This window comes from Shewanella sp. FeAMO (assembly GCF_053653955.1).
In genome coordinates, this window is sequence record NZ_CM132201.1 from 1,923,063 (window position 1) to 1,947,727 (window position 24,665).

Annotated in this window: 25 protein-coding genes; 13 read left to right on the plus strand and 12 right to left on the minus strand. The window is 53.5% G+C overall.

The genetic code is table 11. The annotated features are described in order from the left end of the window. The first annotated feature begins 4 nt into the window (after nucleotides 1–4). From ACWAU4_RS08655 to ACWAU4_RS08670, 4 genes are all read left to right on the plus strand, one after another. The gene (locus tag ACWAU4_RS08655) at nucleotides 5–1,210 is read left to right on the plus strand and encodes an SIS domain-containing protein (RefSeq protein WP_096141326.1); all 1,206 of its coding nucleotides are present in this window, start codon (nucleotides 5–7) and stop codon (nucleotides 1,208–1,210) included. A 3-nt stretch (nucleotides 1,211–1,213) separates the two neighbouring features. Continuing rightward, complete coding sequence (locus ACWAU4_RS08660) at nucleotides 1,214–2,221, plus strand: ROK family protein (RefSeq protein ID WP_096141325.1); 1,008 nt, start codon at nucleotides 1,214–1,216, stop codon at nucleotides 2,219–2,221. A 49-nt stretch (nucleotides 2,222–2,270) separates the two neighbouring features. Further along, a complete protein-coding gene (gene nagA / locus ACWAU4_RS08665; RefSeq protein WP_416152955.1) occupies nucleotides 2,271–3,392 on the plus strand; it encodes an N-acetylglucosamine-6-phosphate deacetylase in 1,122 nt (373 codons plus the stop codon). Between the two features lie 88 nt (nucleotides 3,393–3,480). Continuing rightward, nucleotides 3,481–4,848, plus strand: a complete 1,368-nt coding sequence (locus tag ACWAU4_RS08670; RefSeq protein WP_096141323.1) for an MFS transporter — start codon at nucleotides 3,481–3,483, stop codon at nucleotides 4,846–4,848. A gap of 4 nt (nucleotides 4,849–4,852) precedes the next feature. On the opposite strand, the gene ACWAU4_RS08675 is transcribed toward ACWAU4_RS08670, so the two are convergent. From ACWAU4_RS08675 to ACWAU4_RS08695, 5 genes are all read right to left on the minus strand, one after another. Beyond that, a complete protein-coding gene (locus ACWAU4_RS08675) occupies nucleotides 4,853–5,155 on the minus strand; it encodes an AzlD domain-containing protein (protein WP_025886690.1) in 303 nt (100 codons plus the stop codon). Next, a complete protein-coding gene (locus ACWAU4_RS08680) occupies nucleotides 5,152–5,922 on the minus strand; it encodes an AzlC family ABC transporter permease (RefSeq protein ID WP_243881778.1) in 771 nt (256 codons plus the stop codon). Before ACWAU4_RS08680 ends, ACWAU4_RS08675 begins: the two co-directional genes overlap by 4 nt. Then, complete coding sequence (locus ACWAU4_RS08685; protein ID WP_096141321.1) at nucleotides 5,919–6,803, minus strand: AraC family transcriptional regulator; 885 nt, start codon at nucleotides 6,801–6,803, stop codon at nucleotides 5,919–5,921. The genes ACWAU4_RS08680 and ACWAU4_RS08685 overlap by 4 nt, the downstream gene beginning before the upstream one ends. 396 nt (nucleotides 6,804–7,199) lie before the next feature. After that, on the minus strand, nucleotides 7,200–7,664 hold the full coding sequence (locus ACWAU4_RS08690) for a hypothetical protein (RefSeq protein WP_025009851.1): 465 nt from the start codon (nucleotides 7,662–7,664) through the stop codon (nucleotides 7,200–7,202). 318 nt (nucleotides 7,665–7,982) lie between these two features. Beyond that, nucleotides 7,983–8,270 carry a hypothetical protein gene (locus ACWAU4_RS08695; RefSeq protein ID WP_208125744.1) on the minus strand — a complete coding sequence of 96 codons (288 nt, stop codon included), beginning with the start codon at nucleotides 8,268–8,270 and terminating at the stop codon, nucleotides 7,983–7,985. Between the two features lie 62 nt (nucleotides 8,271–8,332). Between ACWAU4_RS08695 and ACWAU4_RS08700 the strand changes: the two genes are divergently transcribed. From ACWAU4_RS08700 to ACWAU4_RS08740, 9 genes are all read left to right on the plus strand, one after another. Then, the gene (locus ACWAU4_RS08700; RefSeq protein WP_025009852.1) at nucleotides 8,333–8,851 is read left to right on the plus strand and encodes an Hcp family type VI secretion system effector; all 519 of its coding nucleotides are present in this window, start codon (nucleotides 8,333–8,335) and stop codon (nucleotides 8,849–8,851) included. 156 nt (nucleotides 8,852–9,007) lie between these two features. Beyond that, nucleotides 9,008–9,880, plus strand: coding sequence for a type VI secretion system tip protein TssI/VgrG (tssI, locus tag ACWAU4_RS08705; protein WP_424528226.1), 873 nt, complete (start codon nucleotides 9,008–9,010; stop codon nucleotides 9,878–9,880). Between the two features lie 19 nt (nucleotides 9,881–9,899). Beyond that, the gene (locus ACWAU4_RS08710) at nucleotides 9,900–10,961 is read left to right on the plus strand and encodes a type VI secretion system Vgr family protein (protein ID WP_424528228.1); all 1,062 of its coding nucleotides are present in this window, start codon (nucleotides 9,900–9,902) and stop codon (nucleotides 10,959–10,961) included. Between the two features lie 4 nt (nucleotides 10,962–10,965). Continuing rightward, complete coding sequence (locus ACWAU4_RS08715; protein WP_096141320.1) at nucleotides 10,966–11,493, plus strand: DUF4123 domain-containing protein; 528 nt, start codon at nucleotides 10,966–10,968, stop codon at nucleotides 11,491–11,493. A gap of 1 nt (nucleotide 11,494) precedes the next feature. Then, entirely contained in the window at nucleotides 11,495–11,785 is a 291-nt protein-coding gene (locus ACWAU4_RS08720) for a PAAR domain-containing protein (protein WP_025012114.1), read from the plus strand. 10 nt (nucleotides 11,786–11,795) lie between these two features. Next, complete coding sequence (locus ACWAU4_RS08725; protein ID WP_096141319.1) at nucleotides 11,796–12,152, plus strand: hypothetical protein; 357 nt, start codon at nucleotides 11,796–11,798, stop codon at nucleotides 12,150–12,152. Next, the gene (locus tag ACWAU4_RS08730) at nucleotides 12,142–13,941 is read left to right on the plus strand and encodes a lipase family protein (protein WP_208125746.1); all 1,800 of its coding nucleotides are present in this window, start codon (nucleotides 12,142–12,144) and stop codon (nucleotides 13,939–13,941) included. Before ACWAU4_RS08725 ends, ACWAU4_RS08730 begins: the two co-directional genes overlap by 11 nt. A gap of 2 nt (nucleotides 13,942–13,943) precedes the next feature. Next, nucleotides 13,944–15,059: a hypothetical protein gene (locus ACWAU4_RS08735; protein WP_208125747.1), complete on the plus strand. Its 1,116-nt coding sequence runs from the start codon at nucleotides 13,944–13,946 to the stop codon at nucleotides 15,057–15,059. A 100-nt stretch (nucleotides 15,060–15,159) separates the two neighbouring features. After that, nucleotides 15,160–16,179, plus strand: a complete 1,020-nt coding sequence (locus ACWAU4_RS08740; protein ID WP_208125748.1) for a hypothetical protein — start codon at nucleotides 15,160–15,162, stop codon at nucleotides 16,177–16,179. 4 nt (nucleotides 16,180–16,183) lie between these two features. Here the strand turns inward: ACWAU4_RS08740 and panP are convergent, their stop codons facing one another. The 7 genes from panP to ACWAU4_RS08775 form a co-directional block, all read right to left on the minus strand. Continuing rightward, on the minus strand, nucleotides 16,184–17,830 hold the full coding sequence (gene panP, locus ACWAU4_RS08745) for a pyridoxal-dependent aspartate 1-decarboxylase PanP (protein WP_208125749.1): 1,647 nt from the start codon (nucleotides 17,828–17,830) through the stop codon (nucleotides 16,184–16,186). 140 nt (nucleotides 17,831–17,970) lie between these two features. Continuing rightward, a complete protein-coding gene (locus ACWAU4_RS08750) occupies nucleotides 17,971–19,134 on the minus strand; it encodes a glycerate kinase (protein ID WP_144132164.1) in 1,164 nt (387 codons plus the stop codon). A 54-nt stretch (nucleotides 19,135–19,188) separates the two neighbouring features. Then, a complete protein-coding gene (locus tag ACWAU4_RS08755; protein ID WP_025886739.1) occupies nucleotides 19,189–20,547 on the minus strand; it encodes a GntP family permease in 1,359 nt (452 codons plus the stop codon). Between the two features lie 155 nt (nucleotides 20,548–20,702). Beyond that, nucleotides 20,703–21,851: a sugar diacid recognition domain-containing protein gene (locus ACWAU4_RS08760; protein ID WP_107353362.1), complete on the minus strand. Its 1,149-nt coding sequence runs from the start codon at nucleotides 21,849–21,851 to the stop codon at nucleotides 20,703–20,705. 216 nt (nucleotides 21,852–22,067) lie between these two features. After that, nucleotides 22,068–22,688 (minus strand): uracil-DNA glycosylase family protein, encoded by a 621-nt coding sequence (locus ACWAU4_RS08765; protein ID WP_144132163.1) that lies wholly within the window; start codon nucleotides 22,686–22,688, stop codon nucleotides 22,068–22,070. A gap of 78 nt (nucleotides 22,689–22,766) precedes the next feature. After that, on the minus strand, nucleotides 22,767–23,345 hold the full coding sequence (locus tag ACWAU4_RS08770) for a hypothetical protein (protein WP_208125750.1): 579 nt from the start codon (nucleotides 23,343–23,345) through the stop codon (nucleotides 22,767–22,769). Nucleotides 23,346–23,545: 200 nt separating this feature from the next. Continuing rightward, a complete protein-coding gene (locus ACWAU4_RS08775; protein WP_208125751.1) occupies nucleotides 23,546–24,634 on the minus strand; it encodes a M35 family metallo-endopeptidase in 1,089 nt (362 codons plus the stop codon). Nucleotides 24,635–24,665 lie beyond the last annotated feature (31 nt).

Genomic DNA, 24,665 nt, shown 5'->3' on the forward strand with positions numbered 1-24,665 from the left:
ATCAATGCAAGTCAGTGACCTATCAAAGACCCACTTGTATCCAAAATCTGCCGCCAACCCGCTTTGGCACGCGCCGGAGAGTGGTAAATGGACGGCGACCGAGATAGCCCAGCAGCCAACTCTCTGGCGCGAATTACAGTCCGATTTCAAACACAGGGAAGCGCAGCTCAGCGCTTTTCTCAATCCCTTGCTGGCCAAGGACAATCTGCGGATTATTCTCACCGGCGCCGGTACTTCGGCTTATATCGGCGAGGCGTTGGCAGCCTTTTTACAGCGGCAACTCAGATTGCCTGGCCAGAGGGTGGAAGCCTTGTCCAGCACGGATATTGTTTCTCACCCCAGGCTGCATCTCAACCCATTGCAGCCGACTCTGATAGTCTCCTATGGCCGCTCTGGAAACAGCCCTGAATCCCTGGCTGTGCTGGCGTTGGCCGATGAGTTGCTGACAGATGTCAGTCATCTGCTGCTGACCTGTAACCCTGAGGGAGCCTTGGCCAGCTATGCGGCCGAACACAGTCACAAGGCTTGTTTGTGGTTGATGCCCCAAGACAGCCACGATCGCAGCTTTGCCATGACCAGCAGCTTCAGTTGTATGTATCTGGCGACCCTGCTGCTGTTTGCCGAGGAAGACAAATCGCTATCCAGGGTGCTGACACTGACGGAGCAACTGCTCGAAACCCGGCTCGACGGGGTGCAGCAAACCGCGGGCCATTGCTGCAAGCGGATAGTGTTCCTCGGCGCCGGGCCGCTCAAGGCGGCGGCTCAGGAGGCGGCGCTCAAGTACCTTGAACTGACGGCCGGTATAGTGATCAGCAGTTTTGAGAGTCCGCTGGGGTTTCGTCACGGCCCCAAGTCACTGGTGAATGAAGATACCCAGATAGTGCTGCTCGGCAGCTCTGAGCCCTATGCCAGAGCCTACGATCTGGATCTTCTGGCAGAGCTGCGCGCCGATAAGCGGGCGCTGGATATCTGTTATCTGAGTGAAGAGGCTCTGGCCCAAGATGGTCAGGCCAGTCTGGAAGAGGCTTGGTTGACACTGCCCTTTATTGTTTACTGTCAGCTACTTGCATTTTACAAGGCGTTGGAGCTTGGGGTGTCACCGGATAATCCCTGTCCCAGCGGCCAGGTCAATAGAGTGGTGCAGGGGGTGAAGCTGCATTCGCTTGCGGTTTATACTCGGCCCGGCAGCCTGGATAACACAGAGGATTGAGCCATGTACTACGGTGTGGATATCGGTGGTACCAAGATAGAACTGGCGGTGTTCAGTCCACAATTGCGTTTGTTGGATAAATGGCGCATTGCGACTCAGGGTGACGATTATCAGAGCTTTCTGGCCTCACTCGCCTTGCAGATAAGCGAGGCCGACAGGCGCTGGCCGGCCGAGTCCGGCATCCCGGGCACTGTGGGGATAGCCCTGCCCGGGGTGATCCGCGCCGATGGCACTGTGGTCTCCAGCAATGTGCCTTGCCTCAATCAGCGTAAAGTGGCCGAAGATTTGGGCGCCTTGTTGTCGCGTCCTGTGGCCCTTGGCAATGATTGCCGTTGTTTCGCCCTGTCCGAAGCCTTGCTGGGAGCCGGGAAAGATCATGCCAGAGTTCTTGGGCTCATACTCGGTACCGGGCTTGGCGGCGGGATCTGTATCGAAGGGCGACTGATCACCGGCGCCCACTGTCTGGCCGGCGAGTTCGGCCATCAGGGCATGGCGGCCAGCGTGCTGCTGCGCCATGGCTTGCCGCTTTATGATTGCGGCTGTGGCCTCAAAGGCTGCGCCGAAACCTATGTCTCTGGCACTGGCCTTGGTCGTATCTACCGGGAGTTTGGCGGCGAGGGTGATACATACGCTTGGCTGGCGGCGCTGCGCGCCGGTGATGCCATAGCCAAACGCAGTTTCGATGCTTATCTGGATGCCCTGGGCAGTGTGTTGGCCGGACAGATCCTCAGTCTGGATCCGGACATCTTTGTCTTCGGCGGCGGCTTGAGCGAAGTGCCGGAAATTTTGGCGGCGCTGCCGCAGGCTACCGCCAGGCATATGTTCAATGGGGTGCAGTTGCCCGAGTTTTGCGCCGCTCAATTCGGCGCCGCCAGTGGCGTTCGCGGCGCCGCCATGCTGGGAAAGGCGCTGGCGACTAGAGTGGAACAGAGCAATAGCGTGAGCGCCAACGAGCAGGTAGCGGATATGGATACCCTGTTGACCGGAGGCTGGCATGAACAGCAACACTGACAAGGCCCCGTTCTGGATTGGTGCCTATGGTGCCCTGCTCGGGCCGCAAATGAGCCGCAGTAGTGAGGTTTGGCTGCGGATAGTCGATGGCCGTATTCATACCATTGCCAAGGCGCCCAAGGAAGGTGAGGCGGCAACTCACTATGCAGGCCTTCTGGTTCCCGGTTTTGTCGACACTCAGGTCAACGGTGGTGGTGGCCGCATGTTCAACCGGCAGCCCAGCGTTGAGACGCTTAAGCTGATGTTGGACGCCCATGGCCGTTTCGGCACCACCAGCATGTTGCCGACGCTTATCAGCGACGATATCAGGGTAATGCAAACGGCACTTGCGGCGGCCATCAGCGCCAGGGAAGCCGGTCTTGACGGCATAGCCGGGATCCATTTTGAGGGGCCGCATCTGTCACTGGAGCGTAAGGGGTGCCACAGTGAAGCACGCTTAAGAGAGCTTGGCGATATTGAGTTGGCGCTCTACGCCGAGGCTGTGTCCCAACTGGGTGTTTGTGTGGTGACTCTGGCTCCCGAGAGGGTAGGGCCTGAAGATGTTCGCCGCCTGGTGGCGCTCGGTGTCAGAGTGTCGTTGGGGCATTCCAATGCCAATGCCGAAACCGTGATGACGGCGCTGGATGCCGGAGCCAGCGGCTTTACCCATCTTTATAACGGTATGTCACAGCTGGAATCGCGTTCCCCCGGCATGGTGGGAACGGCGCTCAGTGACCCAAGGGCATTTTGCGGCATTATTCTCGACGGTCATCATCTGCACCCGGTCAGCGCCACTCTCGCCTGGCGTGCCAAGGGGAGTCGACGTTTGATGCTGGTGACAGATGCCATGTCGCCAGTGGGCTCTGAAGAGCAGGAGTTTGCATTTTTCGGCGGTAAAGTTGTGCGCCGCGGTACTGAGCTCAGGGATCTCAACGGCTCTTTGGCCGGCTCAGTATTGGAGATGACAACGGCAGTTCGCTATGCCGTCAAGGTGCTGGGGATCCCGCTGGAGCAGGCCGTTGCCATGGCCAGCAGTACTCCAGCCGCTTTTGCCGGGCTGAATGACAGAGGCATGTTGGCCGAAGGCATGCGGGCTGACTTGCTGCTGCTTGACGATGCCCTGTATCAGTCAAAGCGCTGGCAAGGCGGCAGGCTTGCAGCGGGCGCCGAAGTTCGCAGCAAAAGCGTTTGAAAATAAGTAGCTTCAAGGGACATCTGTCCTTGGCAGCAGCTGGATAATCATTGACAGAGAATAACAATAACAAGAGGAGATGCCGACAATGGACAATAACACCCTGAATAGAGGAGGCGGCACTTTACTGCCCATGGTGCTGATTGGAATACTCTTTTTTGTATTCGGCTTCGTAACCTGGCTCAATGGTGCACTGATCCCTTTTCTGAAAATCGCCTGTGAACTCAATGAGCTGCAAGCTTATCTTGTGGCCTTTGTATTCTATATCGCTTACTTCGTGATGGCCTTGCCCATGTCCGGGCTGTTGACCCGTTTCGGTTACCGTGCCGGGCTACAGATTGGCCTTGGGGTAATGGCGAGTGGCGCACTGCTGTTTATCCCTGCGGCGCTGAGCCACACCTTTGGCCTGTTTTTGCTGGCGTTGTTTGTTTTGGGGACCGGCCTTACCATACTGCAAACTGCGGCCAATCCATACATTGTTTGCATTGGTCCGCGAGAAAGCGCCGCCATGCGGATCAGCTGTATGGGCGTGGTCAACAAGGGCGCCGGTTTTATTGTCCCTCTAGTGTTCAGTGCCTGGGTGCTTACAGGTATGGATGCTTTTACGCCGGAAGCGCTGGCACAGCTCAGTGAGCTTGAGCGCACTGCGGCATTGGAGCAACTGTCTGCCCGCTTGGTGCAGCCTTACCTGGCTATGGCGGTTGTCTTGGCTCTGTTGCTGCTGTATGTGCGATTTTCGCCTCTGCCCGAATTGCAACTTGAACAGGACAGCCAGGCCAAAAGCTGTGACAGCTTGGTACCGAGAACAGATTGGCGCGCCATTCTGGCCTATCCCCAGGCTATTCTCGGGGCACTGACTCTCTTTATGTATATAGGTGCCGAAGTGATTGCCGGTGACAGCATAGGCCTCTATGGCCAGCATCTTAAAGTGGCCGAATTTGGCATTCTAACCTCCTACACCATGGGATTTATGGTGCTGGGCTATTTGCTCGGCATACTCTTGATCCCAAGAGTGATGAGTCAGCGCAGCGCCTTGGTGGGCTCGGCGCTGGCTGGGTTGGTGTTTACTTTAGGGATCATGCTTGGGGATGAAACCAGCATGCAGCTGTCGAGTCTCTTGCTTGAACCTTTGGGGATAATGCCGCTGCCGGATCCCTTGCTTTACCTTGCGCTACTCGGCTTTGCCAACGCCTTGGTCTGGCCCGCGGTCTGGCCGCTGGCGCTGGAAGGGCTCGGCCGCCTGACTGCTGTGGCCTCGGCACTGCTCATCATGGGCATAGCCGGTGGCGCCTTGCTGCCATTGCTCTATGGCGCCTTGGTGCACCAGGGTGTGCCCCATCAAAGCGCCTACGGGATCCTCCTTCCCTGCTATGGGATGATCCTTTATTACGCCGTTGCCGGCCACAAGCTGCGGGCCTGGTCGGGAGCGGCCGCCACCAAAGCCGTGATTGACTGAGGCCTCAGTAGATCCAGAAAAATACCGCCATGCTGACGATAGTGGTCAGCAGGGTGTTGCGGGTCAGCAGTGCCAGTAAGGCAGCCAGCAGGGCACAGCTGAGGTAGGGATTGCTCAGGCTCAGTTGCAACTCGCCGTCTCGCAGAAACACTATGGGGGCGAAGATGGCGCTTAATACCGCCGGCGCCGAAAAGCCAAGGAAAGCCTGGGTTTTCTTGCCAAGCCGTATCGGCAGCCCGGGCTCAAGCAGTACATAACGGCTGAGTATCACCAACAGCGCCATTGTCAGTATGGTTAACCAAATCATGCCTGCTCCTCGCCTTTATCTTGTGTTGTCTCAACCGGTTTAACTGGACTGCAGCCCAAGAGGCTTTGATAGATATACCCCACAGCCATGGCGGTTACGGCGGCGATCAGCAGACCTCCCGGGATAGCCAGTGCTTCACACAGGACGCTCAGCAACATGGCCGTGAGCACACATAAGGCGGTGGCAACATTGACTATCCTCGGCACCACCAAAGCGATAAAGGTGGCTGCGATGGCAAAATCCAGTCCCAGAGAGCCGAGATTATCCATAGAGCTGCCGGCAAGAATTCCGGCCAGGGTTGCCAGATTCCAGCCAAGATAAAAACTCAAACCAGCTCCCAGGGCGTACCAGGGCCTAAGGGGACTTTCCTTGCTTTGATTGGCCACCGCAAAGAGTTCATCCGTGAGCAGAAAACCCAGTGTCAGGCGCCAGCGCAGAGGTAAAGGGCTGATGGCTGGACGCATCGCCATGGCATACAGCAGATGACGCGAGGTAATCAATGCCGTGGTAACCAAAATGGCCAGTAGGCCTGAACCTGCCTTTATCATTCCGAGGGCGACCAACTGCGCCGAGCCTGCGAAAACAAACAGGCTCATGGCTTGACTCTCTAAGGCGCTGAGGCCGGTTTCCAGTGCCAGCGAGCCGGCCAATATTCCCCAGGGGATAACAGCTAAAGTCAGCGGCATTACCGCCAGGGTACCCCGTAAAAATTCGCGGCCCTGGTTAAGTTCCTGAACGCATGATGATTGCTGATTGTGAATGGTCAATCTTGACTCCATCTTGATGATTTTTCTGTTTGAACAAATTGGCCCGGAGTGGTGCCGAATGCCCGTTTGAATTGACGGTTCAAATGGCTTTGGTCGCAAAATCCTGAGTCCTGTGCCACTTGGATGGGGGAAGCGCCCAGCCGCAACAACTTTCGCGCCAGAATTAATCTTGCCTGAGTCTGGTATTGGTGCGGGGTTAAACCAAATTGTGCCCTGAACTGCCTGAGTAACACAAAAGGCGGCAGCTGTACCAGATTGGCCAGTTCCTGGAGCGAGATGTTACTGCTGCAACTGTCTTCCAGAAACTGCCTGGCCCTATTCAGCAGGGGGCCTGCCTGGACAGTTGCAGCGGGCTTCAGCCGACCGTGACGCAGCATCAACAGGCTGAGGGTTTCGTACAAGAGGCTTTCCCGTTGCAGGCGATTACTCGAATAGTTGAGCGCTTCATGGGTGATGGCTATCAGGCGCGCCAATAGAGGGTCCTGTACCACGGGCTCGGCAAACCAGGGCACCTGTTGCTTGCTGCACAGTGCCAGTTCGGCAAACTGCTCAGGGGTAGGGTAAAGTGCCCGATACGACCAGCCATTTTCTGTTGCCGAACGGCCGTTATGCACCTCATCTGCATTCACCAGAATGATGCTGTGTTTGGGGGCAACATGATCTCCGCCACTTCGGAAAAACCGCTGGGCACCACTGTCTATGATTCCCAAGGTGAAGCCTTCATGACTGTGGCGGCCAAAGTTCTGCTGATGATAGCTGGCACTGAGAGTTTCCAGGCCGCCAAGTTCTTCGGCCAGACGATAAGTCGCCCGTTCCCGCCCTTGCCTGCGGGACTTGTGGCGCAGCGATTTGCTTTGCTGTGCATTGGCTGTTTCGGCCATCTTTATTCCCCTGTCAGTCTCTCTATCCTGCATATTAACCAGTTTACCTGGCGTTGTTTTGGATATTTTTGCACGCAGGCGAGTACCTGATTAGCTAAGACTCCCCGGGGATTGTACGGCCAATCCTGGCCGCCATGAAGCAACAAGAATAAGTGTTAAGGTATGATTGAGTGAAAAGGGGACCACACAGTTAGACCAAGTCTTAAACTGTAACCAGATCAATTGATTAAACTTTGCGTAAAGCTTGCCTCGGATAGAAAGGTTAATCCAAACCCCAGTAAATTTTAAAAAGAAATTTATCAAACCAACTCTATCTTGTACTTATATCGATGCTCAAACTCAAGGCGACCTTATTGCAGATGTCTTTACCCGGTAATAAGCGCATCAACCCATTCATTACATTATCAATTCTTTAACTGCTTCTTCTATTGTGAGTTTCTTTTCTGATTTAATCTCTATCGAATCGGTCAATGGTGGAAAGTCTGTTCTACAGAAAGAAGGTGATACTTTATATGAGTAATCTCTTTCTCCTTCTTTGTAGGTTATTTCGTCGCCATGTAGTGATATAGGACAATCAACATCGAATTGTAGGACAAAAATGGATTTTATAATTACATTGCCATCCTCTTCTATTATTTCATTATTGATAGAGTCGAATAGATCCGAAAAGAACCCTCCTAACATATCATCAGCATCAAACTCGTTTATATTAGGGTTGGTACATGTGAGTCTTATGCTTGGAGATAGCTCTAAACCGCCAATTTCTATGATTGGGTAATGTTTATCCTCCACTATTTTTGTTATATCTGATGCGCGTAACTTCTGTGTGGCAAAAAACGTAAAACATTTTACTTCTATCATTTTTCTTTAAAAACAATTGGATGGACTGTTGGTATGAAATTATATTTCTCGCTAAATGTCAATGCGAATCGGCAGTTTAGCACGGCAGTTGCAAGGGCCATGATGATGAATTAGATAGCCAAAGCCCGCTGATTATCAAATCTTGGTTCATGAAAATGTCCAATCTCCTACTTCCATCTAACTTATCAACTGGCCGAGACAGAGAAGTAACACAACAAATATGATTGACTTGATACACATACTATTGAGTTGCCATGAGGCAGGTGAGGCTCCAGTGTTCAAGGCTCACCAAGGTCAGGCCTATGTCTATGGCGTTCATCATGATTCCTCTGCCGGGCTCTCTATTTCGGATATTATCCGGCATATTAACCTGGGACCTTGCGCTGGATATTCTGTACACATACCAGTGCCTGGTAAGTGAGGGATTGCGACGGTCAATCTTAGCCGCCATAAAGCAGCAAAAAATAAGTTTTTAAGGTATGCCTGACTGATTGGGCAATTTCTTGCCCGCCGGGCAATTTTTTGCTCAAGTTCGGGCAATTTTTTGCCCAGCCAATTAGGCTGTTTTTTAAACAGTAACGAAATCAATTGATTAAATTTTGGCATGAAGGTTGCCTTAGCTAGGAAGGTTAATCCAAACCTCAGTGAATTTTAAAAAGGAATTTATCATGCCAACACCATGTTATATCTCTATCGAAGGCCAAACTCAGGGCAACCTCACTGCCGGCGCCTTTACTGCGGAATCCGTCGGTGACATCTTTGTGGAAGGCCATGAAGACGAGATGCTGGTTCAGGAGTTCAACCACATTGTGACTGTGCCAACCGACCCTCAGTCCGGCATGCCTTCCGGTCAGCGTGTGCACAAGCCGTTCAAGTTCACCGTCGCGCTGAACAAAGCCGTTCCCTTGATGTACAACTCGCTCTCTTCCGGTGAGAAACTGACCAAGGTTGAGCTCAAGTGGTACCGCACTTCTATCGAAGGTAAGCAAGAGCACTTCTTCACGACCAAGCTGGAAGGCGCCACTATCATAGATATCAACTGCAATATGCCTCACTGCCAGGATCCCAATAAGGCTGACTTTACTCAGTTGGTTGAAGTGTCCATGGCTTATCGCAAGATAGACTGGGATCACGTCAGCGCCGGAACCTCTGGTGCCGACGATTGGCGCAAGCCCATCGAAGCATAATTCATTCAGCAACTGTTTTTCTAAGAGGTGTTCCGGCTGATAGCCGGGCGCCTCTTGTTATCTGATGTAAAGGTTTTGCAAATAGGTTTTCGATGACATTAAAAGAGTGATTCTATCGGATTAGAGTCAGGACGAACTCGAACAAGGATACCGGCTATGTTTTATCTTGGCAGTGGTTTGCGGTTTCATTTCAAGGCAGAAGCGGAGGCGGACGATAGTTTCAACCTGCTGTCGTTTGATTTTGATGAGCAGTTGTCCTCGCCCTTCAAGGGAGAGTTGATATTACTGAGCCGCAGGGATGATATTACTGCCGAGCAGATAGTCGATAAGAATGGCGTCTTGAGTATTTGGCAGGACGGTGTTCGAGTCAGACGTTTTCACGGTATAGTCAGCCGCTTTGCCAAGGAAGACTCAGGCCATAAACATACTCAATACAAGCTGACCATGGAACCTGCCATGGCGCGGCTGCGGCTGCGGCAAAACAGCCGTATCTTTCAGGAAAAGTCCCTCAAACAGATTTTCAGCACCCTGCTTGATGAAATGGGTATCAGTGATTATGCCTTCAGTTGGGATGCACGCTACGAGTCGGAAAAGCGCGAATACTGTGTTCAGTATCGGGAGTCGGACTTTGACTTTATCACCCGTCTTTCGGCTGAGGCCGGGGTGTTTTGGTATTTCGAATTCAGTGACGACAAACATACGCTGATTTTCTGTGATGCCACCAGCAAGCTGCCGGCGGCCAAACAACTATTCCCCTATAACGCCTTGAGCGGCGGCGACAGCGAAGTGCCTTTTGTCCGCAGCTTCAGTTACGCCAAGCAACTGGCGAGTGCCAAGGCCGAACTCAAGGATTACAGCTTCAAAAAGCCTGCTTATAGCTTTTTGCAGGATGATATAGCCAATCAGCTCGACTTCCAGCAAGCGGGATCTGAAGTGCTTTATGAGCACTATGATTATCCGGGGCGTTACAAGGATGACGCCCAAGGAGAGCTTTTCACCCGCGGCCAGATTGCAGGCGTTACGGAATGAAACCCAAATGGCATCGGCAATGTCCGATATTGCTGATGCCGGTGCCGGTATCAAGTTCAACTTGGGCGAACATCCAGATGCGTCGTTTAACCGTGACTGGTTGCTTGTGGGGGTAAAACACAGCGGGATACAGGGTGCAGCGGCAGAGGAGGGGAACAGTAGCACCCCGACTCAGTATCAAAACCAGTTATTGGCAATTGAAGGGCACCTTCCCTGGGACAGATATGGCCGGGCCGATGAGCACAGCAGCTGTTGGGTTCGTGTCAGCCAGGGGTGGGCCGGTGGTCAGTACGGTTTTATGGCGGTTCCACGCATTGGTCATGAGGTCATAGTCTCTTTTCTTGAAGGCGACCCGGACCAACCTATCATTACCGGTCGCACATACCATGCTGCCAATCCTGTGCCCTATGTATTGCCGACCAACAAAACCAAAACCGTGCTCAAGACCCAAACCCACAAGGGGCTGGGATTCAATGAGTTGAGTTTTGAGGATGCCGCCGAAAATCAACTCATCTATTTGCATGCCCAGAAAGACCATAAGCTGGAAATCAACCACGACCAGCACTATCAGGTGGGTAACGATAGAGAAAAGCACATAGGACGGGATCAGCGCCTGAACGTGGGGCAGGATGAGTTTCTGGAAATAGGTCGAGATCAGCAGGCATTGATTGGTCAGGATCAAAAGCTGGAAGTGACCAGAGACAGGCAAACCCTGATCAAGCGTCATTATCGCCTCGAAGTCATGGATCGTCGTCACGAGTACTCCAGAGCCAATCACGATTTGGAAGTGGGCGGCCATTACACCCAGAAGGTTGAGGGAAAGGTGTTATTGGAAGCCGGTGAAAGCGTACTGGTGCACACCAAGTCGCTCACCCTCAATGGCTCGGAGAAAGTCACTATTCAGGAGCCAGGAGGCAAGATACTTATAGATTCCGGCGGGATCACTCTCGAAGCTCCCAATATCAAGCTCAAGGGGCCAGTGGCTGTAACAACCGGAGCCAAGCCTCAATTGGCGACGCTGAAGAGTGCCGCAGAAGAGGGCAACCCGATAGTCGATCTTTGTCCCGATTGCGGAGAATAACAGTATGACTATGGTGAAAGAAAATAGCCTCAAGGCGTTTGGGCCCAACTACTTGGTCTTGGATGCAGCGCTATGCCCCGAGCCCTTGTGGTTTGCCAAAGGGGCCGGAGCCGAGTGTCATAGCCTGTTTGATTACCGGGATCAGGCATTGGTGGATAACGGCCCTTGGTTACTCCATCTTGCGGGACAGGATGAGCTGATAAAACTGATGCTGGAGAAAGACACCCATGGTCACAGCGCGCTGTGGTGCAAGAGTGAGCTAGCCCTGCAGCCACTGAAAGAAGCACTGGGGCAAAGGTTGTATGCCGTCAAGCCTGATGGTGAAACTACTCGTTTTCGTTTCTACGACCCCAGGGTCTTACATCACTATTTAACCGAAGAAACGCAGGCCAGAAGGGATGCATTTCTTGAGCCTTTGGGGTCAGTGCTCTATGCATCGCTTAACCCCTTTCGTTTCAATAGCCATTGGCTGAATTGGCAAAGGGAGCCGGACGGATACGGCTGCCAGGCGATATCGATTAAGGAGGATTAATATGGGGACTCCGGTTGCTTTGAAAGGACATCAACATATTTGCCCTATGTTCAGCGGCAATACCCCTCATGTTGGTGGACCGATAAACCAGGGAGAAAGTGCTCTGACGGTCAACGGTATTCCTGTGGCCTTAACCGGGCACAAGTGTGACTGCCAGGTTGGCGGGCCAGATACCCTGGTTCAGGGACATCCGAGTTTGACGGTCAATGGCATTGCCGTGGTATTGCAGGGTGCGTCCACGGCCCATGGCGGCAAAGTCATTCAGGGAGATGCTGCCTTGACAGTGTCTTAAGGAGAAGCGAATGAGCTGGGAACTGAGTCAGGAAATCATGGATGCGATGCCAAACTGGCAAAGGCGAAACCAGATCCATGCCCTCGCACGTCACCTGTTATCACTGGAAAGTCCACCAACAGATGGGCAGGCATGCTATGACTGGCTCGAGCAGCAAGTCAGTCAGGCTTATCAATATGGATTCACCGAGCTGGGCCATCTGCGCTTGGTTGCCGAGGCCTTGTTTTTGGCACAAGTGTCACTCGATGACCCGGAAGTGAGTGCCATAGTGACCAAGACCGGCTTGCCTTCAGGACGAGCGGCTATCTTGTTGCAGTGGGCCAAGGAACAGCAATCTTCTACCATGGAGTCTGGTTATGAGCTGTAACGCTGATTGTAAATGCCGCAAGGGTATTGTGGCGCTGGTGTTCGTCCCCGGTATTATGGGCACCCGCTTGATGAACAAAAAGAGTGGCGACTCAGTATGGGATCCTGCTGCCGGGGGAAAGTTCAGTGGTCCCAGCAGTACCGCCATGGAGCTGAAGGCCGAACGTGAAGCCGAGCTCGCCGCGGCGCAGGCGGACGATGATGATGGTTTCTTTGAGGGGATAGGTAAATGGTTTAATCGAAAGTGGATAGGGATAAAGGAAAAGGGCCGCGGAATAGCGGAAACCGGCCGTAAGTACCGAACCAAAGCCGCCGCCTGGCCTCGGATCAAAGATTTGATTTTTGCCGGTCCGGTACAGCGTAAAGCATTGTTGGTTAATGGTAAAACTAAAAAGAAAGGGGATCCGATAATCGATCGGGATGATCATTTATTGGTGGAAGACCCAGGCACCGATAAGTATTTCAGGGTCTATACTTCAGTACCCAAGTCGCAGATGGAACTCAAAAAGCGTCGGGGTTGGGGCGAGGTGTTATGGGACAGTTACGGCCCGCTGCTTCGATATCTTGAGTCGAAGGAGCCGTTATTTAAACGCCTGTATCCCGGGCTGCAATTCCCGGTATTTGCCGTAGGCTATAACTGGATGCGCAGCAATGAATACGCCGGGAAGCGACTCAAGGATAAACTTGAGGAATTCAGGACACAGCTACTCAAGGAAGATAAAGAAGGCGATAACCTGGGGCTGACCAAGGACGATATTAAGTTTGTGGTCATCAGTCACTCCATGGGCGGATACGCCTCCCGCGCCGGCTTTATCTTAAGCGGCCTGGAATCTCAAGTCGAAGCCGTTATCCATGGCGCCATGCCAACCCACGGCAGCCCCTCCACTTATTTTCAGTTTCGCTGCGGCGCCGTCGGCCACGGTGCTTTGGGGCAGGTCGTCAAAATGGTGCTGGGCAAGAACGCCGCCGATACCACGGCAATACTGGGCTTTTGTCAGGGCGGGCTGGAACTGATGCCCAATAAGCTCTACGTGGATGCGGCCAATAAGGGGGAGTGGCTGTTTGTCAATAAGGATCCGGCGAAACAGACAGACAAACGGGAACTGTTGCAGATAGGCTATGGCAGTGGCATTTATGATTTCTATCGCCGTTTCGATACCTGGTATAGCCTGGTGCAGCCTCCCTTGTTGGCACCTGAGCTGGCCAATCCAACCGATGAGCAGCTTGAAAAACATAAAAATGCATTTTTGAATCGAATTACCAAATGTGAAACCTTTCACGATAAATTGGCGGCCAATTTTCACAAGACTACCACACTGCTCTACAGCAATAACCCGGACACCAAGGCGTTTGATACCTGTGAGTGGCAGCTGCAGAACGGCTTGACCCCGGGGCTGGAGACGGCGGCGGTGGAGCGCTGGCAAGTCATAGGCGATGAAAACCATGGCTGGCTCTCTGTCAAGGGCGAGGTCAAACTGCTGAGTAGTAGTGAGCTGGCCGAGCATGAACGCAAGTTAAAGAGCTGGATGGAACAGAACCGCTATGGTCATCAATATGCCCATACGCCGCCTAGGGCTCAAAGTACCAGCTTCAGGTTGGGTAGCGAGACGGCCAAGGGTGATGGTACCGTGCATGAAGGCGCGGGCAAGTACCCCAAAGGGGTGCAGACTATCGGCTTGGTGGCGACCCAGGATCATCAAGGGTTCTTTAACTGCCCCGATGTTAGGGAGCTGATGGTCGGTGTGCTTCAGTCTTGGCTGCCGGATATTCACCAGAAATTCAAGGGATAGAGATGGCAGAAGGTTATCGCAAGAGGATTAAACGCGGGCTGCTCGGCAGTCTGGCATTAGTTTGTTTTTGGCAGGGAGAGGCTGTGATGGCGCAAGCGGAAAAAATACAGGAAGGGCCGGCGAGTATGGTGTTTACCAAACACTGCGTGGGACGTTTTGAGTTTGAGTTACCCCAAGAGATGCAACTGCTCACCTCGGGTTATGGTCAGCCGCAGTTCTCTATCGATATCTACCATCAGGATGATAAGGCAGAAAAGCAAGGAGTGATAACCGGTGAGCATAGGCTTGATCAATGGCTGGAGTATGTGGAGGAGTTGCGCCTAAAAGATGCTGAGCTTCATCCAACCAAGTATGTTATCAAAGATTTGGAGCCGGATTTGAAAACAGTAGTGTTTTACACAGATTATCGAAGATATGGTCCAGATAAAAAACACTACTTTGCCAGCTTCTTTTTCAAGGATTTTCCGGAGGAACAGTTGGGACTCAGCATTGATGGCCGTGCTAATGAGTTCATTGCCCGAGATGCCCCAAATGTGGATGAGATATTGCAGCAGCGGCTGCAATGGATGCGTCAGGCGATAGAGAAGATTGAATATCAGCCCTGGCCGCATAAACAGGCGGGTGTCTGTTTGCAAAGAAATATCTTGATTGCCAATCTTCAGCCACCGATTACCCCTTCAGGGCCTTATCCAACGAGCGCGTATAAGGAAGGCTCTTATCACGAAAACTATCAGGCGGAGTTTTTTAACGGAAAAGATTCACTGTTTGAGATCATCGTGAACGTGTATGGCAAAGGCGAGGAAAAGGGCTTGAAAGAGGAGCTGAGCCGCTACAGCGGCATGATGGCCTTTTTCGCCAGCAGCAAGACCAAGGTGGCCGGGCGGGAAGGGCGGCTGTTTATCAGTGATGGCAAATACTCGGATACCCAGCGGGAGTTCACCTGGGTCAGCACCGACAGCAAAATCAACAGTGTCCGTTATGCCCATATGGAGATCAGCGGCAAGATAGAGATCAAGGACTTTCCTGCAATGGCGCCCTTGAATGCCACCGATATGATAGTAGGGCTGCTCAAAAGCGTGCGGGTTAGGGAAAACGGCATGGTCGGGGTGAAGGACTAACGCGAGGAGTGAAAGGAAGGAACCGTTGATAAGAAGATGCTTAAGTTTACTGCGGCGAAAGCTGTGTCCCTGCTGCCTGGTTTATGCAGGTTTTCCGCTTTTGATGTACGCCGAGGAGATACCGCCTGGGCCGGCCGGCATGGTGTTTACCAAACACTGCGTGGGACGTTTTGAGTTTGAGTTACCCCAAGAGATGCAACTGCTCACCTCGGGTTATGGTCAGCCGCAGTTTTTTATCAACATCTATCATCAGAACAATACCGACCGAAAGAAAGGGGTGATAACCGGTGAGCATAGGCTTGAGCAATGGCTGGCTTACGTGGAGGAGTTGCGTATTAAAGACGCCGAACACTATCCGACCAAATATGTTATCAAAGATCTGGAGCCGAACTTGAAAACGGTGGTGTACTATAAAGACCGCAGAAAGTTAAACAAAGATCCAAACGCCAAGCATTTTTTTACCAGCTTCTTTTTCAAGGATTTTCCGCAGCAGCAGTTGGGACTCAGCATTGATGGGCGAGCGGATAAGTTTATAGCCCGTAACGCCCCCAATGTGGATGAGATATTGCAGCAGCGGCTGCAATGGATGCGTCAGGCGATAGAGAAGATTGAATATCAGCCCTGGCCGCATAAACAGGCGGGCGTCTGTTTGCAAAGAAATATCTTGATCGCCAATTCCCAGCCGTTGAAAAATGCCGAGGGTTCTTACCATGAGAACTATGGGATGGAGTTTTATAACGGTAAAGACTCACTGTTTGAGATCCTGGTGAACGTGTATGGCAAAGATCAGGGCAAGGCGCTGAAAGAGGAGCTCAGCCGCTACAGCGGTATGATGGCCTTTTTTGCCAGCAGCAAGACCAAGGTGGCTGGGCGGGAAGGGCGGCTGTTTATCAGTGATGGTAAATACTCGGATACCCAGCGGGAGTTTCGTTGGATCAGTACCGACAGCAAGGTCAACCGTGTCCGTTACGCTCATATGGAGATCAGCGGCAAGATAGAGATCAAGGACTTTCCGCAGATGGCGGCCTTGAATGCCACCGATATGATAGTGGGGCTGCTCAAAGGCGTGCGGGTTAGGGAAAACGGCATGCAGGGCGTGACTCAGCATCGCCCTCAATAAATGTTTAGTTGCAGGCTTGCTTTAGCATCTGCAGTAGCCCGGTTTCAGAAGCTGCCAGCTCAGTTTGTTCGTTTAATACATCTGCCAGTATGGTGTCCGTGGTCAGCGGGTTGGCCAGTACCACCCGGAATACAGTCACGGTTTCTCTGTGATAACGGGCGGGTTGGATCCGGGTGCGGGACACAAAAGACTTGCCTTGTTCACGTTGTTTTTTCTGAATGGCGCGAGTGAGGTCATCAAGAATGCCATTGATCTCTTTGACCTTGTCAAGATTACCCTGTGCCAATTGCCGGTTCAGAGCGGTTTGTGCCCAAGAGGGGCACCAACGGTAGGTGAGCAGGCACAACTCGGGCGCACTCACCAGTTCAAATTCGCTGTGTTGCTCAATCAAGCCGGCAAAGAAGCGGGCCTTTTCAAGCGAATTATTGATCAGTATTTCATAGCCTTCCTTGCCGATTATCTGCATGCAGGCATGCACCAGCATGGCCATTCCTGGACGGGAACCTTCCAGAGTCTGGCTGCCCAAATCCTTGGAACCTTTACGCAAAATATATTCGGCATGATGCACTATCGCCCGGGCCAGTTCAGGCTGTTTGAACAGCACCATACCGGCCCCCATAGGGACATACATCTGTTTATGGGCATCTATGGTCACTGAGTCTGCCAGTTCTATCCCTTTGAGCAGATGGCGATATTTGCTGGATAACAAGCTGGCTCCGCCCCAAGCGGCATCAACATGAAAGTGGCAATTGAGCTCGGTTGCCAACTCGGCCAGCTCAGGTAGAGGATCTATGTTACCGGTTTCTGTGGTGCCGGCAACGCCGATAATCGCCATGACTCGGATGCCCTGCCGGGCCAGCTTGGTGGCCGCCTCGCGCATGGCGTCGATATCGACCTTATTGTTGGCATCGGTCGCGATTGAAACTATGTTATCCCGGCCAATGCCCAACAGATCGGCGGCTTTGCCCAGGGAGTAATGGCCGCGCTCGGACACCAGTATCGCCAGGCCCTTCCAACCGTAGTGGCAGAGCGCCGCGCCTAAGCCTTCGCGGTTGATACCGCGAAATTGGCCGTCAGCCTTGAGCAGTTGGTTGCGGGCAATCCATAGGGCGGTGATATTGGCCACTGTGCCGCCGGAGCAGAAGGCTCCCAGAGCATGATTGGCGCTATGCATCCACCGGTGATAGAAGTCGGTGGTTTCGCCATAAATGAGGTGATGCATCATCCCCAGCACCTGCCGCTCCAAGGGAGTGAAGGCCTTGGAGGTTTCGATTTTGACCAGATTCTGATTCAGGCCCACCATCATTTTCGACAAGGGCAACACGAAGTAGGGCAGCGCCGATGTCATATGGCCGATAAAGCTGGGGGCGGCGGTGTGTACTGAATGTGCCACCAAATTCTGCATCATCTCTTCTGTGTAGTCAGAAACAAATCTGGGTTGACGCGGGATTTCAAAGGCCTGGAAATCCTTTTCGATTTCACTCAGGGGCTTTTCCAGCGCGGCGATATTCTGGGTCAGGAAACCGGCGAGATCTTGAGACAATGCCTGCTCTATGCGGCTCAGGGTCGATTCCGGTGCTTCGGGCACGGTAAAGATACGCATCAGAGAGTTTTCTGAGGCGGTGGCCTGGCGTTGCTTGCTGGCGGTCATTGGGCTTTGGTCTCACACTGTATCTGCCTGTGTCTGCACATGTCTTGAAATGGCAGCTCACTTTACTGCAAGGATTGCGGTCAGACAAGTTGAAACTGAAGCGAAAAAGCGGCGGGCCACAGAGGTTGACCCGCGAAAAATCAATTGGCGTTATTCAGTTGCAGAGCCAGCAGAGCGGCGATATTGCTCGAGGTACGCTGCAGATTGGCTCTGGCTTCGGCCAGCGCCTTGGACAAGTCGCAGGCCGAGGGAATGATATCAAAAATGGCGCTCATTCCCTGCTCCAACACCAGCTCTGAGCCAGCTCCCAAACAGCCGGCAATACCAATCACGGGAATGTTGCGCGCCTTTGCCAGGCGCAAAACTCCCATGGGTGTCTTGCCATAGATGGTTTGTCCATCAATGCGTCCCTCGCCGGTGATAACCAATGCGGCGCCTTCGAGTTTTGCATCCAGCCCCACAGCCTGCATGACTATGTCGATACCTGGGCGCAGCTCGGCGTCCAGAAATGCCATTACCCCAAGTCCCATGCCACCGGCGGCGCCGGCACCACTTTGCAGGCGCTTATCTTCAAAGCCGCTCTGAACCAGAATATCGGCAAAGTGGCCGAGGGCGGCGTCAAGCTCGGCGACCATTTCCTCTGTGGCTCCCTTTTGCGGCCCGAATACCGCCGAAGCGCCGCGCTCGCCGCATAAAGGGTTGTCCACATCACAGGCCACTTCAAAATGGCAGTCAGCGAGCGCCGGATGCAGTTGGCTGCAATCCAGTGTTGCCAGGGCCGCAAGCGCCGCCCCGCCCGGGCTTATTTCCAGCCCGTCACTATCCAATAGTTTGGCGCCCAGCGCCTTGGCCATACCGGCGCCGCCATCATTGGTGGCACTGCCGCCAAGGCCGATGATGAAGTGGCGAATGCCACGTTCCATGGCATCGACAATCAACTCGCCGGTGCCGTAACTGGTGGTGAGCCTTGGATTGCGAAGCGCCGGGCTGACATGATGCAGCCCGGAGGCGGCCGCCATTTCGATAACTGCAGTTCGGGCGCCACTGGTGCCACCCTCTGTACCCAGAATGCCGTAATGGGCCTTCACAGCTTGTCCGAGTGGGCCACAGACTTCAAGCTCGACCAGGTGACCATTGGTCGCATCGACCATAGATTGCACTGTGCCTTCGCCGCCGTCGGCCACCGGCACTTTGAGGTACTCGGCATCCGGCAGCCTGTGTTTAAAGCCCGCTTCAATTTCATTGGCCACTTCGAGGGCGCTCAGGCTTTCCTTGAAGGAATCCGGTGCTATCACTATTTTCATCTGATTTCCTGTACAACGGGCTGCCGGTGAAACCGGCAGCAGCAAGGGAAGAGTTTAGAGCAGAACCAGGCTAAGCAGCCAGACGAAGATGATGGCGGTGATCCCCTGAATTAGGGTCGCCATAGTCTGAGCCCGATAGGCCTGGGCTACGCTCATACGGCTGAACTGAGTGACTACCCAGAAGAAGCTGTCGTTGGCGTGGGACACTGTCATGGCTCCGGCGCCTATGGCCATGACGGTCAGCACCCGGCCCATTTCGCTGCCAAGGCCGATATCACCCAACATGGGGGCCACCAGAGCCGAAGTGGCTACCAGCGCCACTGTGGAGGAGCCTTGAGCCGACTTCAGTGCCGCCGCCACCAGGAAGGGCATAAAGATACCTATACCCAGAGCTGACAGTGAAGTACCGATAAAGTCACCGATAGGCGTGGCTTTGATCACAGCGCCAAAAGCGCCGCCGGCCCCGGTAATCAGCAGTATGGGGGCGGCAACAGCCAGGCCCTGTGAGATACGATCGGAAAACTCTTTGACCTTGTTGTCGCCCTTGAGCAGCAAGAGTGACAGTCCCAGGCCTATCATCAAGGCATTGAGCGGTTGGCCGAGGAAATGGAACAGGCTGAACAGCATGCCTTCACCCATGGGCTTGGAGGGGAAGGCGGCGATAGAGCCAAGGCAGATCAGCAAAATAGGAACAAAAATAGGTGAGAACGCCGCCAAGGGGCTTGGCAGTTTGCCATAAGCAGCCTTGAGTGTTTCAAATTCTTCGGCAGAAGCCTTGAGCTCTTCGGCGCCTTCGCCATCCGGCTCAGTGTTCATAAAGCGGTTGGCCCAGAGCAAACCAGCGAAGGCGGCAACGGCAGAAACCAGGATACCGACGGCAATCACCAGCCCCAGACTGGCTTCCAGTTGCAGGTTACCGGCGGCGGCAATCGGGCCGGGAGTCGGCGGCACAAAGGTGTGGGTAGCATAGAGGCCGGTGGCCAGGGCAACGCTCATGGCAACGCTGGAAACCTGCATTCTGTTGGCCAGAGACTGTTTCAGGCTGTTGAGGATCACAAAGCCCGAGTCACAAAACACCGGGATGGAAACGATATAACCTATGATGGACATGGTCAGGGTCGGGAAACGCTGCCCGAGCACCTTGATGACCACATCGGCCATGGTGATGGCCGCGCCGCTCTTTTCCAGCACTGTGCCTATGATGGTTCCCAGGACTATCACCAGCCCTATGTAACCAAGAATACCTCCAAAACCACCACTGATGGTTTTGGCGATTTCCCCGGCGGGCAGGCCGAATCCGAAGGCGGCGATAAATGACGCCAGCAGCAGCGTCAAGAAAGGGTGTAGTTTAAATGTTGAGGTGGCGATAACAATAAAGATGATCACCGCCAATAGTACTAGTACCAGGCTCATAAGTGTCCCTTATTGGGTCGTTATTTGTGTAGGGTTGGGGCGCCGGCGCGAAGGCGGGCTGGCGATTATTATCCCAGTTGCCGCGCCGTGATGGCTTTAGGGGAAAATACGGAATTCCCCCCTGAAAGAGGGTAGTTTTTTGTGCGTGTGCACAATTATTTGTGTTCCAGGCGGCTGAGGACTTCTCCCAGGTAGAGTTGCAGCAATCCATCCAGGCTTTGCAGCTCTATGCCGGTGATTTCACTGATACGCTCCAGGCGGTATCTCAGGGTATTACGATGAATAAACAGTGCCTTGGCACACTGTTGTTGGTCGCCGAAGTGTTGCAGATAGGCGCTGAGAGTGCGGGTCAGCAGGCCCTTTTTGTCATGCTGCTGCAGTTTGCGAAAAGGCGCTGCCAGCTCCTGACCGCGCCAGCTATCGACCAGTCCGGCCAGCAATACCGCCAGCGCGTGATCCTGATAGAGGTATTTGGTCTTTTCCGGCGCCCGTTTCTTTCCCAATCTCAGGGTTTCCAGCGCGGTATGAAATGAGCGCCTAATACCGCCTTCACCAGGGAAGAAATGCCCCAGCGCGATTTTGAGCCGGCCCTGGGTGTCGGCCGGCAAACGGGCAAGCAGTTTCTCGATTCGCAGATCCTCAAGCGCCGGATCCCAACTGCGACCATCGAGAAAGGCGGGTTTGAGGATCACCAACTGATCCATGGCGGTCATGGCCACCAGGTTGTCCCTTTGGGGATACTCGAGCAAGCGCTGGATTTCCTTGAGATCTGTGGCCTTGCTTTCGCCTTTGGCGAGCTCTATCACGGCAGCAACTCTGGGTTTTTGCAGATCTATCTGCAGCTGGGCGGCCCAGGCACAAAAATCGCTTTCGCTATAATTGTCCCGTTTCAGCAGTTGCAGAATAAATTCTTCCCGCTGGCGTTTATGCCAGAGATCCAGCTCGAGAGAGTTGGCTTGCTCGACCATCATTTCGGCGGTCATTTTCAACAGCTCACCATAGCGCAACAGCTCCGCCGGATTACCGGTAATGCCGACAACGCCGATTATCTTGCCGTGATAATGCAGCGGCAGGTTGACCCCGGGTTTGACACCGTGCAGGCTGTGGCGACTGCCTTCATCTATCACTACAGTGCGGTTTTGGGCTATGGCCAGAAGGGCGCCCTCATGGACACTGTTGAGTCGCTGCTTGTCGCCGGAGCCGAGGATCACCCCTTGACTGTTCATCACATTGATATTGTGGTCGATGATATTCATGGTGCGATCCACTATCTGCTGCGCGGTCGCGGCGTCGAGAAAATACATGCGAGCCTCTAGGGTCTGTTGACCTTTCATGGTTGAATTTTGCTCGTACTAGACGCGTTTTAATCGCGACGCAAGGTATGCAGCTTAGGGGCCTAGGTAAATACCTTGCAACAAAGAGTAAAGCGCGTCTAGCCGAGCCCTTTGGGTAGCATTTGTCGTTGTTTGGTATAAAAAACGACAAAAGCTGCAAAAACCATCTTCAAGGGTCAACAGACCCTAATGTGCCAATAACTCGGCGACTCTCTGCCTGAGCCTGGGTAACAGGTTTTGCTCAAATTCGGGGTGCTGTTTGAACCAGAGGCGATTACGCGGACTCGGGTGAGGCAGCACCAGTTTTGTCGGCCACAGCGAATCAGCTTCTGCCACGGCGGTACCGACGGACGCCTTGGCCAGCGGGCTGCCCTTGAGGTGCCAGGCCATGGCGTATTTGCCGAGGATCAGTGTCAGCTCAATATTGGGCAAGGCGGCAAAAAGCCTTGGGTGCCAGGTGGCTGAGCATTCTGGCCTCGGCGGCATATCACCCTGTTTGCGACCCTGTTTTTCAACCGTTCCCGGATAGCAAAATCCCATGGGAATGACGGCAAACCGCCTGGGGTCATAAAACTGTTCGCGGCTCACCCCCAGCCACTGCCTTAGCCGGTCGCCGCTGGCATCGTCAAAGGGCAGGCCACGCTCATGGGTTATCCTGCCGGGCGCTTGCCCCGCGATTAAAATCCTGGCGTCAGGGTGGGCCTGCAGTATCGGCTTGGGCGGTAGCGGCAGTTTATCCCGGCACAGGGTGCAGGCTCGCACCTCATCGAGTAGCGGAAAATCACTGGGCAGAGCGGCAGTTTTCATTATATTTCCTGGTTTTTGATGGATATCAGACCCTACTTAAGTTCCGAAAATCAGGCTTCGAAAACTAGGCTCCGAAAATCAGGCACCGAAAAAATGTTGCCAGGCCTGAAAGCCTTCATACAATGTCAGCCCCAGCGCCGCCAGCAGCAACACTATCCGGCTGAGCTTAAAGCCGTTTTCTTTACACTGCTGCCAATCAGGAGCACTCCAGGCGATAAGCATTGCCGGTATAGCCAGCGGCCAGATGATATTGGCCAGCAGCAACAATAAGGCAGAGGTTGCCAGCAAGCGCCAACCGGCCTGAGGCCCGGCGACCTTGGCCGAGTTTTTCAGTTGTAGTGGCAACAACGCCAGCGCCACGGCTATCAACACCAGGCCGAAGTTCATACTGAGATCGGCAATAGAAGCATGATCCCAGAATACAAGTAACAGGGTCATGAGCGGAATGGGTAAGGCCCAATAGATATGGCTGCGGACAAACCCAGGGCGGCTATATTGGCCGTTGAAGTAAAAAACCAGCTGCAGTAGCAGGTTAACCAAAGTAAAACCACCCAGCACCAGTATGGTAAACACCCCGGCCATTAAACCGTCGGGTTGTGCGGCCATGGCCGATAGCGGAAAAAGGGCGACCAAGGCACAAGGATATTTCAACTTCATCAATAGATTCTCATCATAAAGGCTGCGCCTTACATTGGCTTAAAGGCGAAAGGCTTGCAAGTTCTTGATGGCCGTTATGGGATGGCTCTGAGACTATGAGGAAAAAAGGGGCAGTTCCGTCCGCCCAAGCTCACAAGGTAACAGGGAGGTGGGCCGGGGGAGCCGGCCCACGAAAGGTAAATTAATCTGCTGAAGCTTCCTTAGTTTTGAAAGGGGGTGTTTTCAGCAAAGTATTCGTGGCTGTCGGCATTTTGAATCGCCTGGGCAGGATTACTCAGGGCCAGCGATTTGGCGCCACTTTGGCCGTACACAATGTCATCGGTTCCCGCCACCACATTGAAGTGACTCATTTCATGGACTATGGTGCCGCCCTTGGAGTCGGTGCCCGATACCGGTGCGCTCCAGAAGGCGTTACACATGTAGATCTTGTAGGGTTGAGTCGGGTAAACGTAGGCGTAATAGCTCTTCTTGCAGCTGCAATCGAAGGTCAGTGGCTGATTGTTCAAGGCCGAGTCTATGGCACTGAAGTTGCTGCTGACGCTATTCCAGCGGCTGCTGTTGTAACTGCCAAACCAGGTGGCATAACGCACCGAGCTTGAGGGGTTGTTGTTGCTCGCGAGGTATTGCTTGCTGTCTGCCGCCATGGCGCGGGCGGCGTCCAGCCCCGCCAGAATATCGCTCTGTTGGGAATTGCTGCAACGGCCGGTAAAGCTGATACCGTCGGGCGCCGTGCCGCCATCGCCACTGCCGGGTTTACCCTTGTTGGCGCCGGACTTGAATTCACGGCCTTCCACATAGAAGCTGACCGGATCTGAATGTATCCCTTCTATCCCTAAGCGGGCCAGCTTCTTTTGTTGGCCCGGGTTGGGGGAGAAGAGTTGCAAAGAACTGACATCATAGCTTATCTCGTAGTTGCCGCTGCTGCTCATGTCGTAAAGTGAGGACAACTCTACCTGATAGGACACACTCTCACCGGATTTGAGCTTGATATAGTCCTGTTTGCCGGGCGCCGGGCGTTTGAAATGGGCGCCCAGATAGTGACGGTCAAGGCCATCGGCATTGACTTTGAACAGGGATTCTTCCATTCCATCAGCGGCTGTGTACCACTTGAGCAGTTTTACCGGCTGGTTGGCGTCATTGGTTAGGGTCACAGTGACCAACACGTTATCACTGGCCTTATAGCTCTGCTGGCTCATCTCCAGGCTGGCACGAATGCCATCGGCCAGCACGCTGGTACTGGAAAGGGCCGCGAGCAAGGCTATTCCTTGTAGTGTATGAGTGATTCTCATGCCTTTGTCCTCAGGTCATATAGTCTTAATT

Bases quoted from the DNA above. Each gene is read 5' to 3' on its own strand.
- nagA (WP_416152955.1), top strand. From the start codon at position 2,271: ATGAGCCGCAGTAGTGAGGTTTGGCTGCGGATAGTCGATGGCCGTATT.
- ACWAU4_RS08730 (WP_208125746.1), top strand. From the start codon at position 12,142: ATGAGCTGTAACGCTGATTGTAAATGCCGCAAGGGTATTGTGGCGCTG.
- ACWAU4_RS08685 (WP_096141321.1), bottom strand. From the start codon at position 6,803: ATGGCCGAAACAGCCAATGCACAGCAAAGCAAATCGCTGCGCCACAAG.
- ACWAU4_RS08755 (WP_025886739.1), bottom strand. From the start codon at position 20,547: ATGAGCCTGGTACTAGTACTATTGGCGGTGATCATCTTTATTGTTATC.
- ACWAU4_RS08660 (WP_096141325.1), top strand. From the start codon at position 1,214: ATGTACTACGGTGTGGATATCGGTGGTACCAAGATAGAACTGGCGGTG.
- ACWAU4_RS08670 (WP_096141323.1), top strand. From the start codon at position 3,481: ATGGACAATAACACCCTGAATAGAGGAGGCGGCACTTTACTGCCCATG.
- ACWAU4_RS08770 (WP_208125750.1), bottom strand. From the start codon at position 23,345: ATGAAGTTGAAATATCCTTGTGCCTTGGTCGCCCTTTTTCCGCTATCG.
- ACWAU4_RS08765 (WP_144132163.1), bottom strand. From the start codon at position 22,688: ATGAAAACTGCCGCTCTGCCCAGTGATTTTCCGCTACTCGATGAGGTG.
- ACWAU4_RS08760 (WP_107353362.1), bottom strand. From the start codon at position 21,851: ATGTATTTTCTCGACGCCGCGACCGCGCAGCAGATAGTGGATCGCACC.
- ACWAU4_RS08775 (WP_208125751.1), bottom strand. From the start codon at position 24,634: ATGAGAATCACTCATACACTACAAGGAATAGCCTTGCTCGCGGCCCTT.
- ACWAU4_RS08690 (WP_025009851.1), bottom strand. From the start codon at position 7,664: ATGATAGAAGTAAAATGTTTTACGTTTTTTGCCACACAGAAGTTACGC.
- ACWAU4_RS08710 (WP_424528228.1), top strand. From the start codon at position 9,900: ATGTCCGATATTGCTGATGCCGGTGCCGGTATCAAGTTCAACTTGGGC.
- ACWAU4_RS08725 (WP_096141319.1), top strand. From the start codon at position 11,796: ATGAGCTGGGAACTGAGTCAGGAAATCATGGATGCGATGCCAAACTGG.
- panP (WP_208125749.1), bottom strand. From the start codon at position 17,830: ATGACCGCCAGCAAGCAACGCCAGGCCACCGCCTCAGAAAACTCTCTG.
- tssI (WP_424528226.1), top strand. From the start codon at position 9,008: ATGTTTTATCTTGGCAGTGGTTTGCGGTTTCATTTCAAGGCAGAAGCG.
- ACWAU4_RS08675 (WP_025886690.1), bottom strand. From the start codon at position 5,155: ATGATTTGGTTAACCATACTGACAATGGCGCTGTTGGTGATACTCAGC.
- ACWAU4_RS08735 (WP_208125747.1), top strand. From the start codon at position 13,944: ATGGCAGAAGGTTATCGCAAGAGGATTAAACGCGGGCTGCTCGGCAGT.
- ACWAU4_RS08655 (WP_096141326.1), top strand. From the start codon at position 5: ATGCAAGTCAGTGACCTATCAAAGACCCACTTGTATCCAAAATCTGCC.
- ACWAU4_RS08695 (WP_208125744.1), bottom strand. From the start codon at position 8,270: ATGCCAAAATTTAATCAATTGATTTCGTTACTGTTTAAAAAACAGCCT.
- ACWAU4_RS08720 (WP_025012114.1), top strand. From the start codon at position 11,495: ATGGGGACTCCGGTTGCTTTGAAAGGACATCAACATATTTGCCCTATG.
- ACWAU4_RS08750 (WP_144132164.1), bottom strand. From the start codon at position 19,134: ATGAAAATAGTGATAGCACCGGATTCCTTCAAGGAAAGCCTGAGCGCC.
- ACWAU4_RS08715 (WP_096141320.1), top strand. From the start codon at position 10,966: ATGACTATGGTGAAAGAAAATAGCCTCAAGGCGTTTGGGCCCAACTAC.
- ACWAU4_RS08700 (WP_025009852.1), top strand. From the start codon at position 8,333: ATGCCAACACCATGTTATATCTCTATCGAAGGCCAAACTCAGGGCAAC.